The organism is Nocardioides halotolerans DSM 19273, from assembly GCF_000422805.1.
GTDB lineage: Bacteria > Actinomycetota > Actinomycetes > Propionibacteriales > Nocardioidaceae > Nocardioides > Nocardioides halotolerans.
Genome location: NZ_KE383923.1, coordinates 269716 through 291188 on the forward strand (window position 1 = coordinate 269716; position 21473 = coordinate 291188).

26 protein-coding genes and 1 tRNA gene are annotated in these 21473 nt (G+C 72.6%); 10 read left to right on the forward strand and 17 right to left on the reverse strand.

All coding sequences use genetic code 11. From position 1 onward, the window contains the following. Positions 1-39: 39 nt before the first annotated feature. Positions 40-1305 carry a DUF222 domain-containing protein gene (locus G514_RS0116015; RefSeq protein WP_028652570.1) on the reverse strand — a complete coding sequence of 422 codons (1266 nt, stop codon included), beginning with the start codon at positions 1303-1305 and terminating at the stop codon, positions 40-42. A 306-nt stretch (positions 1306-1611) separates the two neighbouring features. Between G514_RS0116015 and G514_RS0116020 the strand changes: the two genes are divergently transcribed. Then, positions 1612-2121 carry a GNAT family N-acetyltransferase gene (locus tag G514_RS0116020; RefSeq protein ID WP_028652571.1) on the forward strand — a complete coding sequence of 170 codons (510 nt, stop codon included), beginning with the start codon at positions 1612-1614 and terminating at the stop codon, positions 2119-2121. Here G514_RS0116020 and G514_RS0116025 read toward each other — a convergent pair. Both G514_RS0116025 and G514_RS30735 read right to left on the reverse strand, forming a co-directional pair. After that, complete coding sequence (locus tag G514_RS0116025) at positions 2096-3316, reverse strand: alpha-hydroxy acid oxidase (protein WP_028652572.1); 1221 nt, start codon at positions 3314-3316, stop codon at positions 2096-2098. The two genes, G514_RS0116020 and G514_RS0116025, sit on opposite strands and share 26 nt — an antisense overlap. A gap of 123 nt (positions 3317-3439) precedes the next feature. Further along, a complete protein-coding gene (locus G514_RS30735) occupies positions 3440-4282 on the reverse strand; it encodes an Ig-like domain repeat protein (protein ID WP_028652573.1) in 843 nt (280 codons plus the stop codon). Between the two features lie 322 nt (positions 4283-4604). Here G514_RS30735 and G514_RS27205 point away from each other — a divergent pair, with 322 nt between their 5' ends. Next, positions 4605-5816: a fatty acid desaturase family protein gene (locus G514_RS27205; protein ID WP_245582242.1), complete on the forward strand. Its 1212-nt coding sequence runs from the start codon at positions 4605-4607 to the stop codon at positions 5814-5816. 18 nt (positions 5817-5834) lie between these two features. Here G514_RS27205 and G514_RS0116040 read toward each other — a convergent pair whose 3' ends face one another. Then, the gene (locus G514_RS0116040; RefSeq protein ID WP_157544872.1) at positions 5835-6593 is read right to left on the reverse strand and encodes a hypothetical protein; all 759 of its coding nucleotides are present in this window, start codon (positions 6591-6593) and stop codon (positions 5835-5837) included. 149 nt (positions 6594-6742) lie between these two features. After that, the gene (locus G514_RS0116045; protein ID WP_036565041.1) at positions 6743-7240 is read right to left on the reverse strand and encodes a SigE family RNA polymerase sigma factor; all 498 of its coding nucleotides are present in this window, start codon (positions 7238-7240) and stop codon (positions 6743-6745) included. Between the two features lie 113 nt (positions 7241-7353). Between G514_RS0116045 and G514_RS0116050 the strand changes: the two genes are divergently transcribed. Together G514_RS0116050 and G514_RS0116055 are read left to right on the forward strand one after the other, a co-directional pair. After that, positions 7354-8379 (forward strand): zinc-dependent alcohol dehydrogenase family protein, encoded by a 1026-nt coding sequence (locus tag G514_RS0116050; RefSeq protein ID WP_028652576.1) that lies wholly within the window; start codon positions 7354-7356, stop codon positions 8377-8379. A 10-nt stretch (positions 8380-8389) separates the two neighbouring features. Then, a complete protein-coding gene (locus G514_RS0116055) occupies positions 8390-8962 on the forward strand; it encodes a class I SAM-dependent methyltransferase (RefSeq protein WP_028652577.1) in 573 nt (190 codons plus the stop codon). Here the strand turns inward: G514_RS0116055 and G514_RS0116060 are convergent. From G514_RS0116060 to modA, 4 genes are read right to left on the reverse strand one after another with little or no spacing between them, the layout of a single operon-like run. Continuing rightward, positions 8944-9336, reverse strand: coding sequence for a TOBE domain-containing protein (locus G514_RS0116060; protein ID WP_028652578.1), 393 nt, complete (start codon positions 9334-9336; stop codon positions 8944-8946). The genes G514_RS0116055 and G514_RS0116060 overlap by 19 nt on opposite strands. A gap of 10 nt (positions 9337-9346) precedes the next feature. Continuing rightward, a complete protein-coding gene (locus G514_RS0116065) occupies positions 9347-10405 on the reverse strand; it encodes a sulfate/molybdate ABC transporter ATP-binding protein (RefSeq protein ID WP_028652579.1) in 1059 nt (352 codons plus the stop codon). Beyond that, positions 10402-11208, reverse strand: coding sequence for an ABC transporter permease (locus G514_RS0116070; protein WP_028652580.1), 807 nt, complete (start codon positions 11206-11208; stop codon positions 10402-10404). Before G514_RS0116070 ends, G514_RS0116065 begins: the two co-directional genes overlap by 4 nt. Next, entirely contained in the window at positions 11195-11962 is a 768-nt protein-coding gene (gene modA / locus G514_RS0116075) for a molybdate ABC transporter substrate-binding protein (RefSeq protein ID WP_028652581.1), read from the reverse strand. The genes G514_RS0116070 and modA overlap by 14 nt, the downstream gene beginning before the upstream one ends. Positions 11963-12063: 101 nt before the next feature. On the opposite strand from modA, the gene G514_RS0116080 reads away from it, so the two are divergent. The 3 genes from G514_RS0116080 to G514_RS0116090 all read left to right on the forward strand — a co-directional run bounded on the left by G514_RS0116080 (position 12064) and on the right by G514_RS0116090 (position 15739). Beyond that, positions 12064-13536 carry an MFS transporter gene (locus tag G514_RS0116080; RefSeq protein ID WP_051247545.1) on the forward strand — a complete coding sequence of 491 codons (1473 nt, stop codon included), beginning with the start codon at positions 12064-12066 and terminating at the stop codon, positions 13534-13536. 50 nt (positions 13537-13586) lie between these two features. Next, positions 13587-14243, forward strand: coding sequence for a class F sortase (locus G514_RS29380; RefSeq protein WP_051247546.1), 657 nt, complete (start codon positions 13587-13589; stop codon positions 14241-14243). A 77-nt stretch (positions 14244-14320) separates the two neighbouring features. After that, the gene (locus G514_RS0116090; protein ID WP_036565045.1) at positions 14321-15739 is read left to right on the forward strand and encodes an FAD-dependent oxidoreductase; all 1419 of its coding nucleotides are present in this window, start codon (positions 14321-14323) and stop codon (positions 15737-15739) included. 22 nt (positions 15740-15761) lie between these two features. Here G514_RS0116090 and G514_RS0116095 read toward each other — a convergent pair whose 3' ends face one another. Genes G514_RS0116095 through G514_RS0116120 form a run of 6 tightly spaced genes read right to left on the reverse strand, consistent with a single transcriptional unit; the run spans position 15762 to position 18766 of the window. After that, entirely contained in the window at positions 15762-16067 is a 306-nt protein-coding gene (locus G514_RS0116095; protein WP_051247547.1) for a GroES family chaperonin, read from the reverse strand. 32 nt (positions 16068-16099) lie between these two features. Next, complete coding sequence (locus G514_RS0116100; RefSeq protein WP_028652585.1) at positions 16100-16363, reverse strand: DUF3618 domain-containing protein; 264 nt, start codon at positions 16361-16363, stop codon at positions 16100-16102. Positions 16364-16376: 13 nt separating this feature from the next. Then, positions 16377-17138 carry an energy-coupling factor ABC transporter ATP-binding protein gene (locus tag G514_RS0116105; RefSeq protein WP_028652586.1) on the reverse strand — a complete coding sequence of 254 codons (762 nt, stop codon included), beginning with the start codon at positions 17136-17138 and terminating at the stop codon, positions 16377-16379. Further along, positions 17135-17806 carry a cobalt ECF transporter T component CbiQ gene (cbiQ, locus tag G514_RS27215; RefSeq protein WP_036565048.1) on the reverse strand — a complete coding sequence of 224 codons (672 nt, stop codon included), beginning with the start codon at positions 17804-17806 and terminating at the stop codon, positions 17135-17137. The genes G514_RS0116105 and cbiQ overlap by 4 nt, the downstream gene beginning before the upstream one ends. Position 17807: 1 nt before the next feature. Further along, entirely contained in the window at positions 17808-18074 is a 267-nt protein-coding gene (locus G514_RS30740; protein WP_028652587.1) for a PDGLE domain-containing protein, read from the reverse strand. Beyond that, positions 18071-18766, reverse strand: a complete 696-nt coding sequence (locus G514_RS0116120) for an energy-coupling factor ABC transporter permease (RefSeq protein ID WP_028652588.1) — start codon at positions 18764-18766, stop codon at positions 18071-18073. The genes G514_RS30740 and G514_RS0116120 overlap by 4 nt, the downstream gene beginning before the upstream one ends. Before the next feature lie 117 nt (positions 18767-18883). Between G514_RS0116120 and bcp the strand changes: the two genes are divergently transcribed. The 3 genes from bcp to G514_RS0116135 all read left to right on the forward strand — a co-directional run bounded on the left by bcp (position 18884) and on the right by G514_RS0116135 (position 20062). Then, positions 18884-19372: a thioredoxin-dependent thiol peroxidase gene (gene bcp, locus G514_RS0116125; RefSeq protein WP_028652589.1), complete on the forward strand. Its 489-nt coding sequence runs from the start codon at positions 18884-18886 to the stop codon at positions 19370-19372. Further along, positions 19362-19964, forward strand: a complete 603-nt coding sequence (locus G514_RS0116130; RefSeq protein ID WP_028652590.1) for a maleylpyruvate isomerase N-terminal domain-containing protein — start codon at positions 19362-19364, stop codon at positions 19962-19964. The genes bcp and G514_RS0116130 overlap by 11 nt, the downstream gene beginning before the upstream one ends. Positions 19965-19980: 16 nt before the next feature. Beyond that, positions 19981-20062: transfer RNA gene (locus tag G514_RS0116135), tRNA-Leu, on the forward strand. 14 nt (positions 20063-20076) lie between these two features. On the opposite strand, the gene rdgB is transcribed toward G514_RS0116135, so the two are convergent. Together rdgB and rph are read right to left on the reverse strand one after the other, a co-directional pair. Next, positions 20077-20691 carry an RdgB/HAM1 family non-canonical purine NTP pyrophosphatase gene (gene rdgB, locus G514_RS0116140; protein WP_028652591.1) on the reverse strand — a complete coding sequence of 205 codons (615 nt, stop codon included), beginning with the start codon at positions 20689-20691 and terminating at the stop codon, positions 20077-20079. Next, positions 20688-21407 carry a ribonuclease PH gene (gene rph, locus G514_RS0116145; RefSeq protein ID WP_028652592.1) on the reverse strand — a complete coding sequence of 240 codons (720 nt, stop codon included), beginning with the start codon at positions 21405-21407 and terminating at the stop codon, positions 20688-20690. Before rph ends, rdgB begins: the two co-directional genes overlap by 4 nt. Positions 21408-21473: the final 66 nt, after the last annotated feature.

Here is a 21473-nt window from a genome sequence, read left to right on the forward strand (position 1 = left end):
GACAGTACGGCAGACCCTCCACCGGAGCGAATGCCCCGGTCAGGACGCCAGCGCGAGCTCGATGACCGGGCCGCGGTAGAGCTCGCACGAGAGATCGGGGCGGCGCACCCGACGGGTGCCCGTGTGGTCGACGAGGTAGAAGGCACCGTGCCGGTCGCGCCAGACGTAGATGCCCGGGAAGGGCTGCCGGACCTCCATGGGGCCATGGGTCTTGATGCGGTGGTGGGTCTGGGTCATCGGCCCGTAGTTGCCCACGCCCGACTCACCACCCTCGTCGAACGGGACGGTGTGGTCGACCTGCTGCTTGCGCGACAGGCTGGAGGCGAAGGGGAAGGTGTCGGCCGGCGTCATCAGATGCACGGCCTGCCTATGTCGGTCGGGGATCTCGTAGGAGTCGACCGGCGCCTGGCCCGCCAGGTCGATCACCGGCATGACCTTGAACCGCCCTCGCGGCCCGAGGACGCGGGTGACCCAGGCTTCGGTGACCGGGCCGTGGCCCTCCAGGCGCGCGACACCGGTGGCGTCGGGCCCGGCGTAGGCGTGGAGGTAGAGGTGGACCTGGGGCGCCAGGTCGTCGACGGAGGCCGCGGGCTCGTCGGTCGGGGTGACGAGCATCCGGACGGCCTGGACGCGCCGTTGGTCCTCGTCGTCGATCTCCTCGACGAGGGTGGCGGCGAGCGCGCTGACCGCGGCCTCCACCTGGTCGATGGTCGGCAGGTCGGCACGGACCATGAACGTGCCCATGCCGTTGCCCTGCTGGCGGAGCTTCCTCGCGAACGTCGCCTCGCTCGCGGCCTCCTCCCTCGACCGGGCGGCCTCGGGGTCGGCCTGCGCGACCTTGGCCTCGACCAGCACCTCGAACCGCGACCACGGGATCCGGCCGTCCGCCGATTGCGCGACGGCGCGGTCGACGTAGGCGGCCTGCTCCACGGTCAGCTCGCGGGTCTTGGCACAGACGTGTCGCGCGTAGGAGGCACGGACCTCGCCCGTCTCGACGCGCCGCCACAGCTCCGGATGCCGGTGGCGCAGGTCGAGCGCGTCGGCCATCAGCTGCGCGGCGGCGTACGTCGTCCGCCCGATCCGCAAGCCCAGTTCCGCGGCCGCGAACTCGCACACCTCCGGCGTGCCCGGGCCGCCCAGCTGTCGAGCCTTCTCGCGGCCCGGTTTGGCCGACTCCGTCGGGTCGAGCCGCCCGGGCGCGTGCACGACGGCCCACTGGTAGGCGATCCGCAGCAGCCCCACCTCGGCCTGCCGCGCGGTCTCGGCGCACAGGTCAGCCGCAGCGAGGAGCTCCGCCTCGCTCATCGACTCCAACCCCTGTGTCCCGAGCACGAAACCAGTCAAGCAGTGACCGCCGACAGTGCTGCCCGCCGCCGTGAAGCAGCTGTGGATGGCCGTGGTCGGGTCCCGAGCAGGTCTTCCGCGCCACGCGCCGCAGTCCTGGTTGGCGGTCTAGCCGCCTGGACTTCGCCGAGATCCGGCGAGCCGGACATTTGTGGCCTTCCGCCGCGAAAGACGCGGCATGATCCTGATCGAGGCACGGCCCGTCTCCCTCGTTCGGCGTACTCGCCCGAACGGCCGGCGTCGCTCCTCAGCGGCAAGAATGGCCCCATGCCCGAGCTGCAGCCCCTGCGCGCAGATCACGCGACGGCGATCCTGGCGTTCGAGGGCGAGAACCGGGCGTTCTTCGCGCGGTCGATCACGGACCGCGGCGAGGAGTTCTTCGAGCACTTCGACGAGCGGCACCGCGAGCGGCTGGCCGAGCAGGTGGAGGGCACCGGCGCCTACTACGTGCTCGTCGAGGACGACGGGTCGGTCGTGGGGCGGTTCAACCTGATCATCCACGACCAGGGCGTGGCGGAGCTGGGCTACCGCCTCGCCGAGCGCGCCACGGGCCGGGGGCTGGCGACGGCGGCGGTGCTCGAGGTGTGCGCGTACGCCGCCGGCCGGCACGGGCTGACGACCCTGCGCGCGGCCACGTCGCACGACAACGTCGCGTCGCAGCGGGTGCTGCTCAGGGCGGGCTTCGTCGAGACCGGACCGGCCGACCCGTCGGAGATCGGCAGGAAGCAGGGCTCGTGGTACGAGCTCGACGTCAGCCGAGGCGGCGCAGGGCGCTGACGTGACCGGGCTCCAGCTCGTCGAGCGAGCGGACGCCCAGCAGCCGCATCGTGCGCTCGACCTGGCCGCGCAGGATCTCGATGGCACGGTCGACACCGGGGCGGCCGCCGGCCATCAGGCCGTAGAGGTAGGCCCGGCCGACCAGCGTGAACCGCGCGCCGTGCGCGATCGCCGCGACGACGTCCTGGCCCGACATGATGCCCGTGTCGAGGTGCACCTCGAGGTCCGCGCCAACCTCCTTCACCACCGACGGCAGCAGGTGGAGGGGCACCGGCGCGCGGTCGAGCTGGCGGCCGCCGTGGTTGCTCAGGATGATCGCGTCGACGCCGAGCTCGGCGAGGCGTACGGCGTCGTCGACGGTCTGCACGCCCTTGACCGAGACCTTGCCCGGCCACTGCTCCTTGATCCAGGCGAGGTCCTCGAAGGTGACCGTCGGGTCGAACATCGTGTCCAGCAGCTCGGCCACCGTGCCCGACCACGCGTCGAGCGACGCGAACGCCAGCGGCTCGGTGGTGAGGAAGTTGAACCACCACGCCGGCCTCGGGATCGCGTTGGCGATGGTGCGCGGGGTGAGCGTGGGCGGGATCGTCATCCCGTTGCGCACGTCGCGCAGTCGCGCCCCGGCGACTGGCACGTCGACGGTGACGAGCAGCGTGTCGAACCCCGCCCTCGCGGCCCGCTCGACCAGCGCCATGGAGCGGTCGCGGTCCTTCCACATGTAGAGCTGGAACCACTTCCGCGCCCCTGGCGCGGCGGCCGCGACGTCCTCGATGGACGTCGTGCCCATCGTGGAGAGGCTGAAGGGGATGCCGGCCGCCTCGGCCGCCGTCACGCCCGCGACCTCGCCCTCGGTCTGCATCATCCGGGTGAAGCCGGTCGGCGCGATCCCGAACGGCAGCGCCGAGCGCTGCCCCAGCACCTCGCGGCCGGTGTCCACCTCCGAGACGTCGCGGAGGATGGCGGGGTGGAACTCCACGTCGGCGAACGCCTGCCGGGCGCGCGCCAGCGAGACCTCGCCGTCGGCCGCGCCGTCGGTGTAGTCGAACGCGGCCCTCGGCGTACGCCGCCGCGCGATCCGCCGCAGGTCCTCGATCGTCAGCGCCGCCGCCAGCCGGCGCTCGCGCGGTGAGAGCACCGGCTTCTTGAACCTGAGCAGCGGAGCCAGGTCCTGGGCCTTCGGCAGCTGTCGCTTCACCCGGCCATCGTCGCAAACGGCCCACGGGCTGCCGGTCCGGTGAGGGACCGACAGCCCGTGGCCGTCGTGCGGTGCTGCGTGGGTGCTGCAGCGTCGGGTGCTGCAGCGTCGGGTGCTACAGCGTCACTTGGTGACCTTGACCTTGATGGCCTTGCTCACGCCCTTGTCGGTGAAGCCGTCGCCCTTGTAGGAGACGGTCAGCGAGTGGGTGCCCACCTTGAGGCCCTTGACCTTCACGGTGAACTTGCCGTTCTTGATCTTGGCCGTGCCGACCTTCTTCTTGCCGTCCTTGACGATGACCTTGCCGGTGACGGCCTCGCCGCCGGTCTTGGAGTAGTCGTTGGACACCTTGCCCTTGACGGTGACGACCTTGCCGACCTTGGCCGACTTCGGGGCCTTGGCCTTGATCTGCACCGGCTGCTTGCTCAGCGTGATCGAGGCGATCGTGGACGGCGCGGCCGAGGTGCAGGTGGCGCTCGCCGGGAAGGGGTTGCCGTTGACCGTCGGGATCAGCGTGAACTGCTTGGGCATGTTGACCGCGTAGGTCCCGGCCTCGGGCAGGGTGAACGCCGCGTTGGAGCCGGAGCCGCTCAGCGTGACCGAGGTGTCGGGGTTGGTCGTGGCGGTGCCCCAGGTGACCGGAGCCGGCGCGACCTTGTCGCCGAAGGCGGTGCCGAAGTCGGTCGACTTGGCGCCGTTGATGCCGAGGCCGGTGAGCGTCGGAGCGATGGTCGCCGGTGCGGTCAGCGTCGAGGTGAACGACAGCAGACCGGCCGGGACCGGGTAGCCCGCGGGTGCCGTGGCCGGGATCAGCGGGACGGTGACCGAGACCGGGAAGGTGTCGGTGAAGACACCGGGCACCGAGCAGGTGTAGTTGGTCGTGGCAGTGGCCGCCGAGGCCGACGTGGTCGTGACACCGACGAGGCCTGCGGTCGCCAGCGCAGCGCTGACGCCTCCCACGGCCACGCGCGATGCGATACGGGCAAAGTTCATTTGGACATGCCTTTCGGTGAATGACGAGGTTGAGCGTCGCGGTACCACTCCCTGACCGCGATCTCCGCGATGGTACGCACATGGGCAAATGGAGCGACAGGGCCCTCGACTCCGAGGTTCGGGTACTTCGGCCTCTGTTTCAGGGTCGGACCGGCGTGAGACCGGGGTGCGAACGGGTACCAGCCCACCGAGCGTGCTGAATGGCCCCCGTTGTCCGTCTCTGCCATGCTCGGGTCCAGTCATCGCGCTCCCCCGAGGATGGCGATCCCCAAACGCCCCCCACCACGGAGGACGCGTGACCGTCGTAGACACCCACACCCAGACCGAGGCCGAGGCCCCGAGCAAGGCCCAGTCCCGGCCCGAGGGCCCGACGGCCCACCTGAGCCGCGAGGACTTCGAGGCGATCGGCGCCGAGCTCGACGCGATCCGCCAGCGGGTCATCGCGAGCCGCGGCGAGCGCGACGCGGCGTACATCCGGCGCGTGATCGCCGCCCAGCGCGCCCTGGAGCTCGGCGGCCGCGTGGTCCTGCTGGCCGGCAAGCGCCGCTCGGCGTGGTGGGTCGGCACGGTCAGCCTCTCGCTGGCCAAGATCCTCGAGAACATGGAGATCGGGCACAACGTGCTCCACGGCCAGTGGGACTGGATGCGCGACCCGAAGATCCACTCCTCCACCTGGGACTGGGACCACTCCTCCCCGCCCGAGCAATGGAAGCGCGCCCACAACGAGACCCATCACAAGTACACCAACATCGTCGGCAAGGACAACGACCTCGGCTACGGCATCATGCGGGTCGCCGAGGAGCAGGAGTGGCAGCCCCGCCACCTCGCCCAGCCGTTCTGGAACTTCGTGACGGCCTGCATCTTCGAGTGGGGCATCACGATGTACGACGCCGACCTCGGCGAGGCGATCCGCGGCAAGCGCGGCATGCCCGACGAGACGAAGGTCCGGCTGCGGCAGGCGCTGCGCAAGGCCGGCAAGCAGGCAGCGAAGGACTACGTCGTCCACCCGGCCCTCTCCGGCCGCGGTTTCCGCCGTACGCTCGCCGCCAACGCCGTCGCGAACCTGACCCGCAACGTGTGGAGCCACTCGGTGATCATGTGCGGGCACTTCCCCGAGGGTGTGGAGACCTTCGAGCTCGAGTCGCTCGACGAGAACGAGACCAGGGGCGAGTGGTACGTCCGCCAGATGCTCGGCTCCGCCGACATCTCGGGCAGCCCGTTCATGCACCTGATGACCGGCAACCTCTCCCACCAGATCGAGCACCACTGCTTCCCCGACCTGCCGAGCAACCGCTACCGCGAGATCGCTCCCGAGGTCGAGGACCTCTTCCAGCGCTACGGGCTCAGTTACAACACCCGGCCGCTGGTGCGACAGGTGGGCTCCGCCTGGCACCGCGTGCTGCGCCTGTCGTTCCCCAACGGCTGGCTCGAGGAGACCAGCCGGAGCAACCTCGGTGGCCAGCTCAAGAAGCTCGGCCGGATGGTGCGAAGCAAGCCGGTCGGCTAGGTCCTCCGCCGAGCGACGTCAGCGGACCTCGATGTGGGACGTGACGCTGATGAGTCCTCCTCGACAGTCGCCGCCCCGGCCGGCGCACATCGGGATCTCGACCGTGAGGCGGTGAGATCCGGGCCTCAGCACCAGGCCCGCGCGAGGGATGGGTGAGGTCGCGACGTCCTCCGAGTCGAGTCGGTAGCGGAGCTCGTCGGCGCACGGCCCGAGTGTCGTCCACGCGACCGGGCCGGTTGCGGACAAGGTGACGTGACCCCCTTCGGGGAAGACCCTGTAGTTGCGCCCGTCCTGGAAGAGCAGCGCCGCCGTCCCGTAGCAGGGGTTGGTCGACGCGTTGTCGGTCGGGCTCCAGCGGACCGGATCGACGAACGTGCAGGCCCCTGAGGTGGCGGCGGGTTGCCCGGGTTCGCACGCGCCGTCGACGAGGTTGCGGCCGTTGATCGGCTGCTCGAGCACCACGTCGTACGGTGCCCCGGGGTGCCCGACGCAGTCGTAGACGACGCCGGGTTCGAGTCGAGCAACCGACAGCCTCACCACGATCCGGGATGCCTCGTAGGTGATCACGGGCGGGTCGATTGGGCCGTTCTCGCCGCACGAGTAGCGGGAGACGAGCACGCTGAACGACGTGGTCGTCGCGCCGAGCTCCCGCGGGTCCTCGACGACCCATGTCGCGGGGTCGCCAGCAGGTGCATCTCGCTGACCAATCGTCGATGGTGGCGTCGCGTCGGGATCGCCGCCGGTGAAGGCTGTTGCCGCGACGCCGATCACGGCCACCGCGACAGAGCCAGCCAGCGCTGCACCCACTACCCGGCGACGGCCGCGACGTGCGCGTCGCGCACGCTCGAGCAGGTCGGTCGGCGGCCGCGTCGAAAGGTCGTCCTCCGACCGCGCGCGTTCTGCCAGCACTTGGAGCTCGAAGACGTTCATCTGGACTCCTCTCGGACGTGCGCCGGATCGATGCTGGCCAGCGCTCGTGACACCCGGCTCTTGACCGTGCCGACCGCCACCCCCAGGGCGTCTGCCGTCTGCTGCTCGGTCAGGTCGGCGACGAACCTCAGCACGAGGACTGCTCGGTGGTCCGGGCTGAGCCCGCGCAGGACGCGGCTCAGATCGGCGCGGGCGCCGACTGCCAGCGTGAAGTCGTCGGTCTCCTCCTCGGGCAGCTGGTCGGTGGACTGCTCCCGGTGCCAACGTCGCCCCAGCGCCTTGTTCCTCGTGTTGACCAGCACTCGGTAGACGTAGGCGTCGGCGCGATCAGCCGCCTGCACCCGCGACCAGGAGCGGTAGCAGCGGAGCAGGGCCGTCTGCACGAAGTCCTCGGCCTCGGGTTGCGGGCTGCCGAGGTAGATGGCCGTGCGCACCAACGAGCTCCATCGAGCGGCCACGAACGCCGAGAAGTCCTCGTCGTCGGTGGTGGCCACACTCAGAGGATCCCCTGAACCCACCGAAAGGTTCCGTCCGGCTGAGGATCCGCTCTTGGCGGAGGACGTCACGCACGCAAGCCCCCCGCCGAGCGGCCCCCTAGGGTGACGTCGTGCGCGCAGTGGTCTTCGAGGCTTTCGGCGAGACGCCGGAGCTGACCGAGACGCCCGACCCGGCCTGCCCGCCCGACGGGGTGGTCATCGCCGTCGAGGCGACGGGGCTGTGCCGCAGCGACTGGCACGGCTGGATGGGCCACGACCCCGGCATCGCGCTGCCGCACGTGCCCGGCCACGAGCTGGCCGGAACCGTCGTCGAGACCGGTCCCGGCGTGCGCCGGTGGGCGGTGGGCGACCGGGTGACGACGCCGTTCGTGCTCGCCTGCGGTCGCTGCGGCTCGTGTGCGCGCGGCGACGGCCACGTCTGCGAGGACCAGCGCCAGCCCGGGTTCACCCAGTGGGGCTCCTTCGCCGAGCTCGTCGCACTCCCCCGGGCCGACCTCAACCTCGTCCGGCTCCCTGAGTCGGTGCCGTCCGACGTCGCCGCGAGCCTCGGCTGCCGCTTCGCCACGGCCTACCGCGCGGTCGTGCACGTCGGCCGGGTGCGGGCCGGCGAGACGCTGGTCGTCCACGGCTGCGGAGGCGTCGGGCTGTCTGCGGTGATGGTCGCGGTCGCGCTCGGCGCCCGGGTCCTCGCGGTCGACCCGGACCCGGCCTCGCTGGCGCTGGCAGAGCGGCTGGGCGCGACACCGGTGGCCGTCGGCGACCTGGACGGCAGCGCCGATGCGTCGCTCGACGCGTTCGGCAGCCGTACGTCGCTCGCGGCGTCCATCGCGTGCCTGCGGCCGCGCGGCCGGCACGTGCAGGTCGGGCTGCTCGGTGGCGACGACGCCGCTCCGCCGGTCGACCTCGGCAGGGTGCTCGCACTGGAGCTCCAGCTGCTCGGCAGCCACGGCATGCCGGTCTCCGACTACCCCGAGCTGCTCTCGCAGGTCGCGGCGGGGACCCTCGACCCGGGCCTGCTCCTCCGCGACCGGATCGGGCTTGCCGACGCGGGCGACCGGCTCGCGGCGCTCGGACGGCCCGGCGCCGGGGCGGGCGGTACGACGGTCATCCTGCCGGGTGCCTGGGCCCCACCGTAGGGTCGAACGGGTGAGTGAGCTGTGGGACGCCGAGGCCGCGAGGTTCGACGACGAGCCCGACCACGGCCTGCGTGACCCGGCGACACGTGCGGCGTGGCTGGAGCTGCTCACCGCGCACCTGCCGGCAGCGCCCGCGCGGGTGGCCGACCTCGGGTGCGGCACCGGCACGCTGAGCGTGCTGATGGCGGACGCCGGGCACGTCGTCGACGGCGTCGACTTCTCGCCGGAGATGGTCGCGCGGGCCCGCGAGAAGGGCGCCGACCGGTCCGGGGTCACGTTCGCGGTGGCCGACGCCGGCAGGCCGCCGCTCGAGCCCGGGCGGTACGCCGCGGTGCTCTGCCGGCACGTCCTGTGGGCGCTGCCCGACAAGGCGGCCGCGCTCGCGCGCTGGGTCGACCTGCTCCACGACGACGGTCGGCTCGTCCTCGTCGAGGGGTCGTGGCACACCGGCGCCGGGCTCACCGCCGCGGAGACGGAGGAGCTCCTCCGATCCGCGGGGCGCGCGCCCGCGACGTACCGCCTCGACGACCCGGTCCTGTGGGGCGGGCCGATCACCGACGAGCGCTACCTCGTCGTGGCCTGACCGACCTCGACGATCACGTTGGTCGCCTTGACCACCGCCGTCGCGGGGCGGCCGACCTCGAGCCCCAGCTCGTCGGCGGCGTCGCGGCTCATGAGCGAGACGATGCGGTAGTCGCCACAGGCGAGCTCGACCTGGGCCATCACACCGTCGCGCTTGACCGCGACCACGATGCCGGTCATCCGGTTGCGGGCGCTCGAGGTCGATGACGAGCCGGCCAGCGACGCGATCAGCGGGGCGAGCTCGTCGGCGGGCAGCACGCGCTGGTTGTGCTGGCGTTGGAAGGTGACGCGCCCCTCGGCCTCCCAGCGGCGCAGGGTGTCGACGCTGACCCCGACCGCCTGGGCCACCTCGCCGATCCGCAGGTACTCCGCCACGTGCCGCAGCCTAAGCGGCCCGGTAGACGGCGACCTCGGTCGCCTTGACGGAGAACGTCGCCACCAGCCCGGTCACCAGGTCGAGCTCGGCAGCGGCCTGGACGGTGACGTCGGCGTGCAGCGGGCCGGCGTGCACGCGCACCAGGTCGGCCAGCGGCTCGATCTCGGTGATCGTCACCTCGAACGCGTTGCGGGGGCTGCCCTCGACGGCCTCCCGGTAGACCGCCACGGCCGCGGGCCGGAACGTCGCGATGGCGCGCTCCCCCGCCGCCGGCGGGTCCCCGACCACCAAGCCGTGCACCCGCAGCCCCTCGGCGGTCTCGACGCTGCCGTCGCGCCAGGTGCCCGCCACGAGGTTGAGCCCGGCGAGCCGCGCGGCGAACGGGCTGCGGGGCCGCGAGAGCACGTCGGCACTCGGGCCCTGCTCGACCACCCGCCCGTCGGCGAGCACCACGACGCGGTCGGCGAGCAGGAGGGCGTCGAGCGGGTCGTGCGTCACCACGATCGCGGTGCGCTCGGCGAGGACCCGCCGCAGCGTCTGCCGCAGGGCCGGCAGGACGGCGACGTCGAGGGCAGCGAGCGGCTCGTCGAGCATGAGCAGCGCGGGCTCCGCCGCCAGCGCCCGCGCCACGGCGACCCGCTGCGCCTGCCCGCCGGAGAGCTGCCCCGGCCGCCGCGCGGAGAGCTCGCTGACCCCGACCTCGTCGAGCCAGCGCCGGGCGTCGCGCCGAGCGGTCGCGCGCGGCGCACCAGCGCTGCGCGGGCCGAACGCGACGTTCTCCAGCGCGTCGAGGTGGGGGAAGAGCAGCGGCTCCTGCCCGAGGAGGGCGGTACGCCGCGCGTGCGGCGCGACCCGGACGCCGGACCGCCCGGGGCCGACGTCGGTGAGCACCCTGCCGTCGAGCACGACGCGGCCGGCGTCCGGCGTCACGAGGCCGGCCACGACGCCCAGCGCGGTCGACTTGCCCGAGCCGTTCGGGCCGAGCACGGCCAGCGTCTCGCCGCTGTGCACCTCGAGCGCGAGGTCGACTCCCCGCTCGCCCACGACGCAGGACAGCTCGAGGCTCACAGCACTCCCCTGCTCTGCCGGGCCAGCCCGATGACCAGCACCGCGACGACGACCAGCACCAGCGCGAGCGCGACCGCGGCGTCGGGGTCGGTCTCGCGCTGCAGGTAGATCTCCAGCGGCAGCGTCCGGGTCCGCCCCTGCAGGCTGCCCGCGAACGTGATCGTCGCGCCGAACTCGCCCAGCGACCGCGCGAAGGCGAGCACCGCGCCCGACAGCAGCCCGGGCAGCACGAGCGGCAGCGTGATCCGGCGGAAGACCGTCGTCGGGCCGGCCCCCAGCGAGGCGGCGACGACCTCGTAGCGCTGGCCCGCGGTACGCAGCGCGCCCTCCATCGACACGACCAGGAACGGCAGCGCCACGAACGTCTGCGCCAGGACGACCGCCACCGTCGAGAAGGCCACCTGCACCCCGAGCGCGTCGAGTTCCGACCCGAGCAGACCTCGACGCCCGAACGTGTATAGGAGCGCGAGCCCCCCGACCACCGGCGGCAGCACGAGGGGCAGCAGCACCAGCGACCGCAGCACGGCGGCGCCACGGAACTGCCGGCGGGCCAGCACCACCGCCATCGGGACCCCGAAGGCGATGCAGAGGCTGGTGCTCGCGGCCGACGTCTTCAGGCTCAGCCAGAACGCCGCGCGAGACCCCTCGGACGTGATCAGGTCGCCGAAGTGGCTCCAATCGACCTTCGCCACGATCGCCACGAGCGGGAGCAGCACGAACGCCGCCCCGACCACCGCCGGGACGTAGAGCCACCGGGGCAGGCCGACGGGCCGCTCCGCGCGGGTGCGCTCACGGGCGGCCAAAGCCCGCCCTCCCCAGCGCGCCCTGGCCGGTGTCGCTCAGCACGAGGTCCACGAACTCCTGGGCGAGCTCCCCGTCCTCCGCCTCCTCGAGCACCACGATCGGGTAGGTGTTGACCACCTCACCGGACTCGGGGAACGGCACGCCGTGCACCGCGCCGCCCGCCGCGGTCACGTCGGTGACGTAGACGAGACCGGCGTCCGCCTCGCCGGAGGTCACCTTCGCGAGCACGTCGGTGACCGACTGCTCCTCGCTCACCGGGCTCAGCGTCACCCCGGCCGCCTCCTCGGCCTTGACCGTCGCCGCTCCGCACGGCACCTCGGGCGCGCAGACCACGACGTTGACGCCGTCACCCGCCAGGTCGGCGAACGACGTGATCGCGGCCGGATTGTCCGGCGGCGTGACGATCTCGAGGGTGTTGGTCGCGAACACCTGCGGGTCGCCCGCCTGCAGCCCGGCAGCGGTCAGCTTGTCCATGGTGGCCTGGTCGGCGGACGCGAACACGTCGGCCGGCGCGCCCTCCTGCAGCTGCGCGACGAGGTCGGACGACCCGCCGAAGCTGAGCTCGACCTCGACGCCCTCGTGCTGCTCCTCGAACTCCCTCGCGAGATCGGTGAACGTCGCGGTCAGCGAGGCGGCGGCGTAGACCGTGACCGTGCGACCCCCGTCGCCGCCGGAGTCGCCGCACGCGGCGACCGACGCCAGCGAGAGGAGCAGGGCGACGCCCGACGAGGCGGCTCGGCGACGCGAGGGCATGGCCCCATCGAAGCACAAACACCTAGGCAATACCTAGGTCTCGTCTCGGCCTCCGTCGCGCGGAGAACCGGGTGGCGGTGGTCTGCGATGCTGGTTGCCCGATGCAACCATCACTGCTGAGCCGGCTGCGTGGCCGCCGCGAGATCACCTTCGCCGTGCTCGCGGTCGCCGCGTCGTCGTTCGCGCTCCTGCAGTCGCTGATCGTGCCGGTGCTGGCCACGATCCAGGTCGAGTTCGAGACCTCTCAGACGACGGTGACGTGGGTGCTCACCGCCTACCTGCTCTCGGCCTCCATCTGCACCCCGCTCCTCGGACGGCTCGGCGACGTGGTCGGCAAGGTCCGGATGCTGGTGATCGCGCTCGTCGTCCTCTCGCTGGGCTCGCTGGCCGCCGCGCTGGCCCCCAGCATCGGCTGGCTGATCGCGGCGCGGGCCCTGCAGGGCGTCGGCGGCGGCGTGCTGCCGCTGTCGTTCGGGATCATCCGCGACGAGTTCCGCGAGCGGATGACGATGGCGCTCAGCGTCATCGCGTCGCTCACCGCGGTCGGCTTCGGTGTCGGCATCGTGGTGGCCGGGCCGATCGTGGACTCGCTCGGCTACCGCGGGCTCTTCTGGCTGCCGATGGCGGTCACGCTGGTCGCCGCGGAGGCGGCCCTGCTCTTCGTCCCCGAGTCACCGGTGCGCACGCCCGCCCGGCTGCCGGTCCTGCCGGCGGTGCTGCTGACCGGCTGGCTGGTGACGCTGCTGCTCGGCCTGAGCGAGGGCAACCACTGGGGCTGGACGTCGGCCACGGTGCTCGGCCTGTTCGCGGTCGCAGCGGTGCTGGCCGCGGCGTGGGTCGCGGTGGAGGTGCGGGTGCCGGTGCCGCTGATCGACATGCACATGATGAGGCGCCGCGGGGTGTGGACGTCCAACGTCGTCGCCGGCTGCGTGGGCTTCGGGATGTTCGCGTCGTTCGGCTTCCTCCCGCAGCTGCTCCAGACGCCTCGCGAGGCCGGCTACGGCTTCGACGCGTCGATCTCGGAGTCGGGGCACCTGCTGCTGCCCTCGGCGGTCGCCAGCTTCCTCGTCGGGTTCACCACCTCGACCCTGATCCGCGCGGTGGGCGCCCGGCTGGTGATCACCGTCGGGCTGGTCGTCACCGGCGCGGCGTTCGTCTCCGTCGGGCTCTTCCACGACCACACCTGGCAGCTGTACGCCGCGACGACGGTCCAGGGGATCGGGTCCGGCCTGGTCTTCTCCAGCCTCGCCGGCGTGGTGGTGGCGTCGGTGCCGCCCGAGCAGACCGGCGTGGCCAGCGGGATGAACGCCAACATCCGCACCATCGGCGGCTCGATCGGCTCCGCGGTGATGGCCGGCATCCTCACCGCGCACGTGGGCGCCTCCGGCTTCCCGGCCGAGCGCGGCTACGAGATCGGGTTCGTGGTCCTCGGCGCGGTGATGGCGCTGGCCTCCCTCGCAGCGCTGCGGATCCCGAGGACCTTCGAGCAGCCGACGAGCGGGCACCTCGCCGACGCCGCGGACGGCGAGCTCGGCCTGGTCCCCGCCGCGGGAGCAGTGCCGCCCAGGGGCTAGCGAGCACCCCAGCGGCGTAACTCCCGGCGCCGCGCCGGCGTTGTGCCGTCGTGTCCAGCATCGCCACGTCGGCCGGCCCGGCGCCGTTCCAGCGGTTCGCCACCGGCTTCGGCCGCTTCTCGGCGGTGCTCAGCGCCTTCGGGCTCCTGGTGGCTGTCGCGCTGAGCGTGCCCGGCTCGTGGTTCGAGCTCGGCGACCGCGGTCGCGACGCGGCCGGGCAGTCGACGTACACCGACCTCACGCCGGCCGAGCCGGTGCGCCTCGCGGTCGCGGGTCTCTCGGGGGTCGAGCTCGTCGCCCCGCTGGTCAGCACGGCCGTGGAGCCGCGGCAGCTGCTCGAGACGCCGCCGGACGACGCCCCCCTGGTCGGCTGGTGGGACGGCAGCGCCAAGGCCGGCGCCCCGCACGGCCAGACGATCCTGGTCGCGCACGCGGGTGCCGACGGCGGCGGGCTGACGCAGATCGCCGACCTCGGCAAGGGCGACTTCGTCGAGCTCCTGACCAAGGAGGGCACGATGCGCTACGAGGTGAGCTCGGTGCGCACCTTCGACCCGGCCAGGCTGGAGCGCGTCGGTGTGCAGCTGTTCAAGCAGGACGGCGGAGCCGGCCGCCTGGTGATGCTCTCCGCGGAGGCCTGGGACGGCGCGACCTACCAGCGGTCCGTCGTGGCGGTCGCCACGCCGTTGGGCCAGCCGACCGTCCCCTGACCCCCTCGCGGGTGGAGGCTCGCGGCGCAGTCGATGCGGGTGTGCTTGCCGGACCGCTAGTCGGGCACCGGCGGGCCATGACCCTCACCTCTCTGTGGCAGGACCGGCACCCCCGCACCCGCCCGGCGACGACGGACGCCGACCTCGGCGGGCACTACGACGTGGCGGTGGTCGGTGCCGGGCTGACCGGGCTCACCACGGCCCTCCTGCTCGCGCGCGCCGGGCGCTCGGTCGTGGTCCTGGAGGCCGGGACCGTCGGGTTCGGCACCACCGGCCGGTCCACCGCCAAGATCAGCTGCCTCCAGGGCAGCAGGCTGTCGACGATCTCCCACAAGCACGCGTCGTCGGTGGTGGAGCACTACGTCGAGGCGCAGCGTGAGGGGCTGGCGTGGCTCGGTCGCTTCTGCGTCGAGCACGAGGTCCCGATCCAGCGCCGCGACGCCGTCAGCTACGCCCACGGCGAGCAGGGCGAGCAGACCGTCCGCCGCGAGCTGGAGGTCGCCCGGAAGGCCGGTCTGCCGGCCGTCTGGGACGAGGAGCTCCCGCTCCCCTTCGCGACGCGTGGCGGCGTACGCCTGCCGGACCAGCTGCAGGTCGACCCGCTGGAGCTCCTCGACGCGCTGACGCTCGAGGCCGCCGCGCACGGTGTGCGCCTCGTCGAGCACACCCGGGTCACCAAGGTCCGCGGCTCCGACCCCGTGCGGCTGACCACGGCGGCCGGCGTGGTGCAGGCCGACAAGGTCGTGGTCGCCACGAACATGCCGATGGTCGACCGGGGCGGGTTCTTCGCGCGGATGAAGCCGCAGCGGTCCTACGGCCTGGCCTACCGCACGCCGACCCAGGCCGTGGACGCCATGTACCTCTCCGTCGACCAGCCCTCCCGCTCGCTGCGCGACACCCCCGACGGCGACGGGTCGCTCCTGCTGGTCGGCGGCAACGGGCACAAGGTCGGGGCGCGGGTCGACACCTCCCAGCGGCTCGAGGAGCTGCGGCAGTGGACGCTCGAGCACTGGCCCGAGGCGGTCGAGACGCACGCCTGGTCCGCGCAGGACTACGAGCCGCACCACGAGCTGCCCTTCGCCGGCCCGGTCCTGCCCGGTCGGTCCGACGTCCTGGTCGCCGGCGGCTACTCGAAGTGGGGCATGACCAACGCCGTCGCCGCGAGCCTGGTGCTCAGCGGTGAGCTGCTCGGCGGGCACATGCCCTGGGCGGAGGCGTTCCGCACCTGGAGCCGCCACGAGGTGACCGGCCTCGGCACGGCCGCCCTCCTCAACGGCGAGGTCGGCCTGGAGATGACGCGCGGATGGGTCGAGGCGGCCGCGACGGGCTCGGTGCGCCAGGACGGGCTCAGCCGGGTCTGCACCCACCTGGGCGGGATCGTCCGCTGGAACGACGCGGAGCGCAGCTGGGACTGCCCGCTGCACGGGTCTCGCTTCGACGAGGGCGGTGAGGTGCTCGAAGGTCCTGCGGTCTGCGGGCTACGACGCTCGTCCTGACCCGGCGCACGCCGGGGCGTGGTTACAGGTAGAGCCCGGTGGACTCGCCGTCGCCCTCGAGCCGCTCGGCGGCGATCGCGTGCACGTCGCGCTCGCGCATCAGCACGTAGGTCTCGGCGTTCACCTCGACCTCGGCCTTGTCCTCGGGGTCGAACAGCACCCGGTCACCCGTCTCGACGCTGCGTGCGTGGGGGCCGACGGCGACGACCCGCGACCAGGCGAGCCGGCGCGCTCCCATCGCGGCGGTCGCCGGGATCACGATGCCGCCCGACGAACGCCGCTCGCCGGCCTCGTGGTCGACCTCGACAAGGATCCGGTCGTGGAGCATCCGGATCGGGGCCTTGTCGGGCGTCTTCCTGCTCAGCGGGTGACCCTTCGGATGAGGGCGAACACGACGATCGTGCCCACGACTCCTGCGGCCACCTTGAGGACGTTCTCCGTGCGCGGCTCGCCGGTGACCGGGTCGACGAAGAACGCCTTCACCTGGGAGACCTCCCGGCTGACGATCGTCCGGGGGTGCGAGCGGTAGAGGAGCTCGTCGATGGTGCCGGCGAGGCGCTCCCGGGTCTCCTCGATCTCGCGCTCGAGCCCCGAGGGTCCTTGCTCCGCCTTGCCTTTGGCCACGACGGCGAGGCTATCAACCGGTGACCGGCGGGACGCCGACGGTGCGGGGGTCGAACCCGAAGGGCAGCTCGAGGCGGTGGGCCCGCATCAGCGCGTCGTCGGTGAGCACGTCGTACGTCGCACCGTCGGCCACCACCTGCCCGTCGCTGAGCACCACGGCCCGCGGGCACAGCTCGAGGGCGTAGGGCAGGTCGTGGGTCACCATCAGCACGGTCACGTCGAGGGAACGCAGGATGTCGGCGAGCTCGCGGCGCGAGGCGGGGTCGAGGTTGCTGGACGGCTCGTCGAGGACGAGGATCTCCGGCTCCATGGCCAGCACGGTCGCGACAGCGACCCGGCGGCGCTGGCCGAAGGAGAGGTGGTGTGGCGGGCGGTCGGCGTACTCCGCCATGCCGACCAGCTCCAACGCCGACTGCACGCGGGCCTCCAGCTCGTCGCCCCGGAGCCCGAGGTTCGCCGGGCCGAAGCCGACGTCCTGACGGACGGTGCCCATGAAGAGCTGGTCGTCGGGGTCCTGGAACACGATGCCGACCCGGCGCCGGATCTCCGGCACGTTCTCCTTGGTCACCGGCAGCCCGCTGACGGCCACGCTGCCGGCGCCGGCGGTGAGGATGCCGTTGAGGTGCAGCACCAGGGTGGTCTTGCCGGCGCCGTTGGGGCCGAGCAGCGCGACCCGCTCGCCCCGGTGGACGTGCAGGTCGACGCCGTAGAGCGCCTGGTGGCCGTCGGGGTAGGCGAACGCGAGCCCGCGGACGTCGAGAACCGGCGTGGTCACGAGCGCGGCATCCTGCCGGTGTAGCCGCGGCTGAGCATCGCGAGGTGGACGCGCTCGCCCCGCTCGTAGGACCGGATGAAGAGGGCGCCGGCGCTCTTGGCGAGCACCGGCCAGTGCCGCGGGTTGCGGGCGGTGAACCCGCGCGACTCACGCGCGATCCTCATCCGGTGCATCTCGGTGGTCACCACGTCGAGGTAGCGGACCATGAAGCCCATGATCTGCACGAGCAGGTTCGGCAGCCGCAGCCGCTCGAGACCGAGCAGCAGCTGCTGCGGCTCGGTGGTCGCGGCGAGGGTCAGGCTCGCGAGGACACCGAGGGTGCCCTTGGCGAGCAGTGCCCAGGCGCTGAGCAGGCCCGACTCGCTGACGCTGACGCCGAGCACCTCGGTCTGCGGGCCGTGGGCCACGAACGGCAGCAGGACGGCGAAGACCACGAAGGGCACCTCGACGACCATCCGCTTGAGGAGGTAGGTCGGCGGCACCCGGGAGATCGCGACGACCGCCACGACGACGGCCAGGTGCACGGCGTACGCCGCGAACCAGTGCTTGGGCGTCGCGACCACGACGAGCACGAAGGCGAGCAGCGCCAGGATCTTCAGGTGGGCAGGCGCCCGGTGGATCGGTGAGTGGCCGTGGAAGTGCAGCTTGTGCCCGTGCGGGCTGCCCACCTCAGACCCGCTCGTCGTCGCGCCGGCGCCGGCGCAGCGCGTAGGTGAGTCCGCCTGCGAGGGCCAGCACGAGCAGCACCCCGATCACACCGCTCAGGCTGTCGTAGCCCCCGAGCACGCTGTGGTGGGTGGTCCCGGTGCCGGCGAAGCCGTGGTTTTCCGAGACCTTGGTCAGACCGTCGGGGTCGCTGCTGGCGAACCGGCTCACGACGCCGGCCAGCACGAGCGCGACGAGGAGGACGACGACCGCGAGCGTCCTGGTCCTCATGCCTGGGCCTGCGCGGGCGCCCGCACGACGAGCTCACGGGTCTCCAGCACCCGCCGCGCGCCGTGCACGAGGTCGGGTCGCACGGCGACGATGCTGCCGACCGCCAGGGTCGTGATCGCCGCCTCCCCGATCCCGATCAGGAGGTGCACGCCCACCATCGCGGTGGCGAGGTGGTCGAGGGAGAGGTCGGCCGTGCCGCCGACGGCGTAGAGCCCGACGAAGCCGAGGGCCGCGGCCGGCACCGAGACCAGGGCCGCGACGCCCGCGGCGGGAGCGACCATCGAGAGCCGCTTGGGCAGCACCAGCTGGAGCGCCTTGAAGACCGACCAGCCGACCGCCACGGTGAGCACCCCCATCAGGTCGATGTTGGTGCCGAGCGCCGTGATGCCGCCGTCGGCGAAGAGCAGGCACTGCACGAGGAACACCGTCGCCATGCAGAGCAGCCCGGTGAACGGGCCGACCAGCACCGCCGCCAGCGCACCGCCGAGGAGGTGACCGCTGGTGCCGGACGCGACTGGGAAGTTGAGCATCTGGGTCGCGAAGACGAACGCCGCCACCAGGCCCGCGAGCGGCGCCGTGCGGTCGTCGAGCTCACGCCGCGCCCCCCTGAGCGCCACCCCCACCGCGGCGGCGGCGACGACACCCGTCGCGACCGACGTCGGCGCGTCCAGGAAGCCGTCCGGCACGTGCATCCGCTGTCTCCTCGCGCTGGTCTAGGTTGGGAGCATCAATCCCGAGTGACGCTTACCCTACGTTGTTGCAAGTGATTCGCAACAGCGCCCCATCGGACGTGGACAGGACCTGATCTCGTGACCGACCGCCCCACCGCTGATCGACTGACCGCCGGCGACGCTGCCCCCGACTTCACCCTCACCGACGACACCGGTGCCTCGGTGTCGCTGAAGGACCTGCGCGGCCAGAAGGTGATCGTCTACTTCTACCCGGCGGCGATGACCCCGGGCTGCACCAAGCAGGCGTGCGACTTCACCGACTCCCTCGACTCGCTCAAGGCGGCCGGCTACGCCGTGCTCGGCATCTCTCCCGACAAGCTGGAGAAGCTCGCGAAGTTCCGCGAGCGCGACTCGCTGACGATCACGCTGCTGTCCGACCCCGACAAGTCGGTGATGAGGTCCTACGGCGCCTACGGCCTGAAGAAGCTCTACGGCAAGGAGGTCGAGGGCGTGATCCGGTCGACGTTCGTGGTCGACGAGGAGGGCAGGATCGAGCTCGCCCAGTACGCCGTGAAGGCCACCGGCCACGTCGCCAAGCTGCGCAGGGACCTCGGACTTGCCGCCTGAGGACTGGACGGCCACCTATCGCGAGGCGGCCGCGTCGTTCGTCGACCTGGTCGCCGGCCTCCCCGCCGACCTGCCCGGCCCCGGCCTCGGGGAGTGGGACCTGCGCGCGCTGGTCGGTCACACCGCCCGCTCGCTGGTGACCGTGTCGGAGTACCTCCGCAAGCCCGCCTCCGCGGTCGACGTCGAGACCGCTGCCGACTACGTCGCCGGCCTCGCCGAGGCCGCGGCCGACCCCGGCGTCACGCAGCGGGGCGTCGAGGCGGGGGCGCTCCTCGGCGACGACCCGGCGGGCACCGTCCGCCGCCTGCGCGACGCGGCCATCGACGACCTCGCCGGCGCCGACCCCGACCAGCTGGTCACGACGTACGCCGGCGGCATGCGGCTGCACGACTACCTCCCCACCCGCAGCTTCGAGCTGGTCGTCCACTGCCTCGACATCGCCGCCGCGCTGCCGGTCCGGTGGACTCCCCCGGCCGCCGCGCTCTCCGAGGCGCTGTCGATCGCCACCGAGGTCGCCGCGCGGCGCGGCGAGGGCGCGATCCTGCTCCGGCTGCTCACCGGCCGCGAGCCGGGTGGCCTCTCGATCGTCTAGCCTGCGAGGCGCACTCGCCGGAGTGGTGGAACTGGCAGACACGCACGGTTTAGGTCCGTGTGCCTTCGGGCGTGCGGGTTCGACTCCCGCCTTCGGCACCGGCGCAGGCCGCTCAGCCCGACCGGAGCAGCCGCGCCACCTGCGGCGCGAGCTCGCGCAGCGCCTTGCCACGGTGGCTGATCGCGTCCTTCTCCTCGACCGACAGCTCGGCCGTCGTGGGGCCGGGGTGCTCGTCGGCGACGAACACCACGTCGTAGCCGAACCCGCCGCTGCCGCGGGTCTCGTGGATGATCCGCCCGTCCATCCGGCCCTCCACCACGACCTCGTCGAGCCCGGGCGCGCAGAACGCGACCGCGCAGGTGAAGTGCGCGCCGCGCCGCTCGTCGGGCACGTCGGCCAGCTGGGCCAGCAGGAGCTCGTTGTTGCGGTCGTCAGACTTGGGAGGACCCGACCAGCGCGCAGACAGCACGCCCGGCATGCCGTTGAGCGCGTCGACGCAGAGCCCGGAGTCGTCGGCGATCGAGGGCAGCCCGGTCGCTGCGAGCCCGGCGCGCGCCTTGAGCAGGGCGTTGCCCTCGAACGTCGGCTGGTCCTCGACCGGCTCGTCGTACGCCGGCACGTCGTCGAGGCCAAGCACGTCCACCGACGTCAGGTGCTCGCGCAGGATCCGCTCCATCTCCGCCAACTTCTTGGCGTTGCGAGAGGCCAGGAAGACGCGCGGCGTCACGAGGCCAGCGCCTCCTGCTGCAGCCTCGTCAGGTCGGCGCAGCCCTTCTCGCCCAGCGCCAGGAGCGCGTCCAGCTCGGCGCGCGAGAACGCCGCCCCCTCGGCGGTGCCCTGCACCTCGACGAACGAGCCGCTGCCGGTCATCACGATGTTCATGTCGGTCTCCGCCCGCACGTCCTCCTCGTAGGGGAGGTCGAGCCGCGGGGTGCCGTCGATGATGCCGACCGAGACGGCCGCCACCGACCCGGTCAGCGGCTCCCCCGCGAGCAGGCCCTCGCCGCGCAGGTGGGCGACGGCGTCGGCCAGGGCGACGTAGGCCCCGGTGATCGACGCGGTCCGGGTGCCGCCGTCGGCCTGCAGGACGTCGCAGTCGAGCTGGATGGTGTTCTCGCCGAGCGCCTGGTAGTCGATGACCGCGCGCAGCGAGCGGCCGATCAGCCGGCTGATCTCGTGGGTGCGGCCGCCGATCCGGCCCTTGACCGACTCGCGGTCCGAGCGGGTGTTGGTCGACGCGGGCAGCATGGCGTACTCCGCGGTCACCCAGCCCAGCCCCGAGCCCTTGCGCCAGCGCGGCACGCCCTCGGCGGCCGAGGCGGCGCACAGCACGCGGGTGCGGCCGAACTCCACCAGCACCGACCCCGCGGCGTGGTCGAGCCAGTTGCGGGTGATCGTGACCTGTCGGAGCTGGTCGTCGGCCCGTCCGTCTGCGCGCGTCATGCGAGAGACAGTAGTGACAGGCAACCCCGGAGCGGCTCGCACCCGTCAGGATGGGTGAGAGGAGAC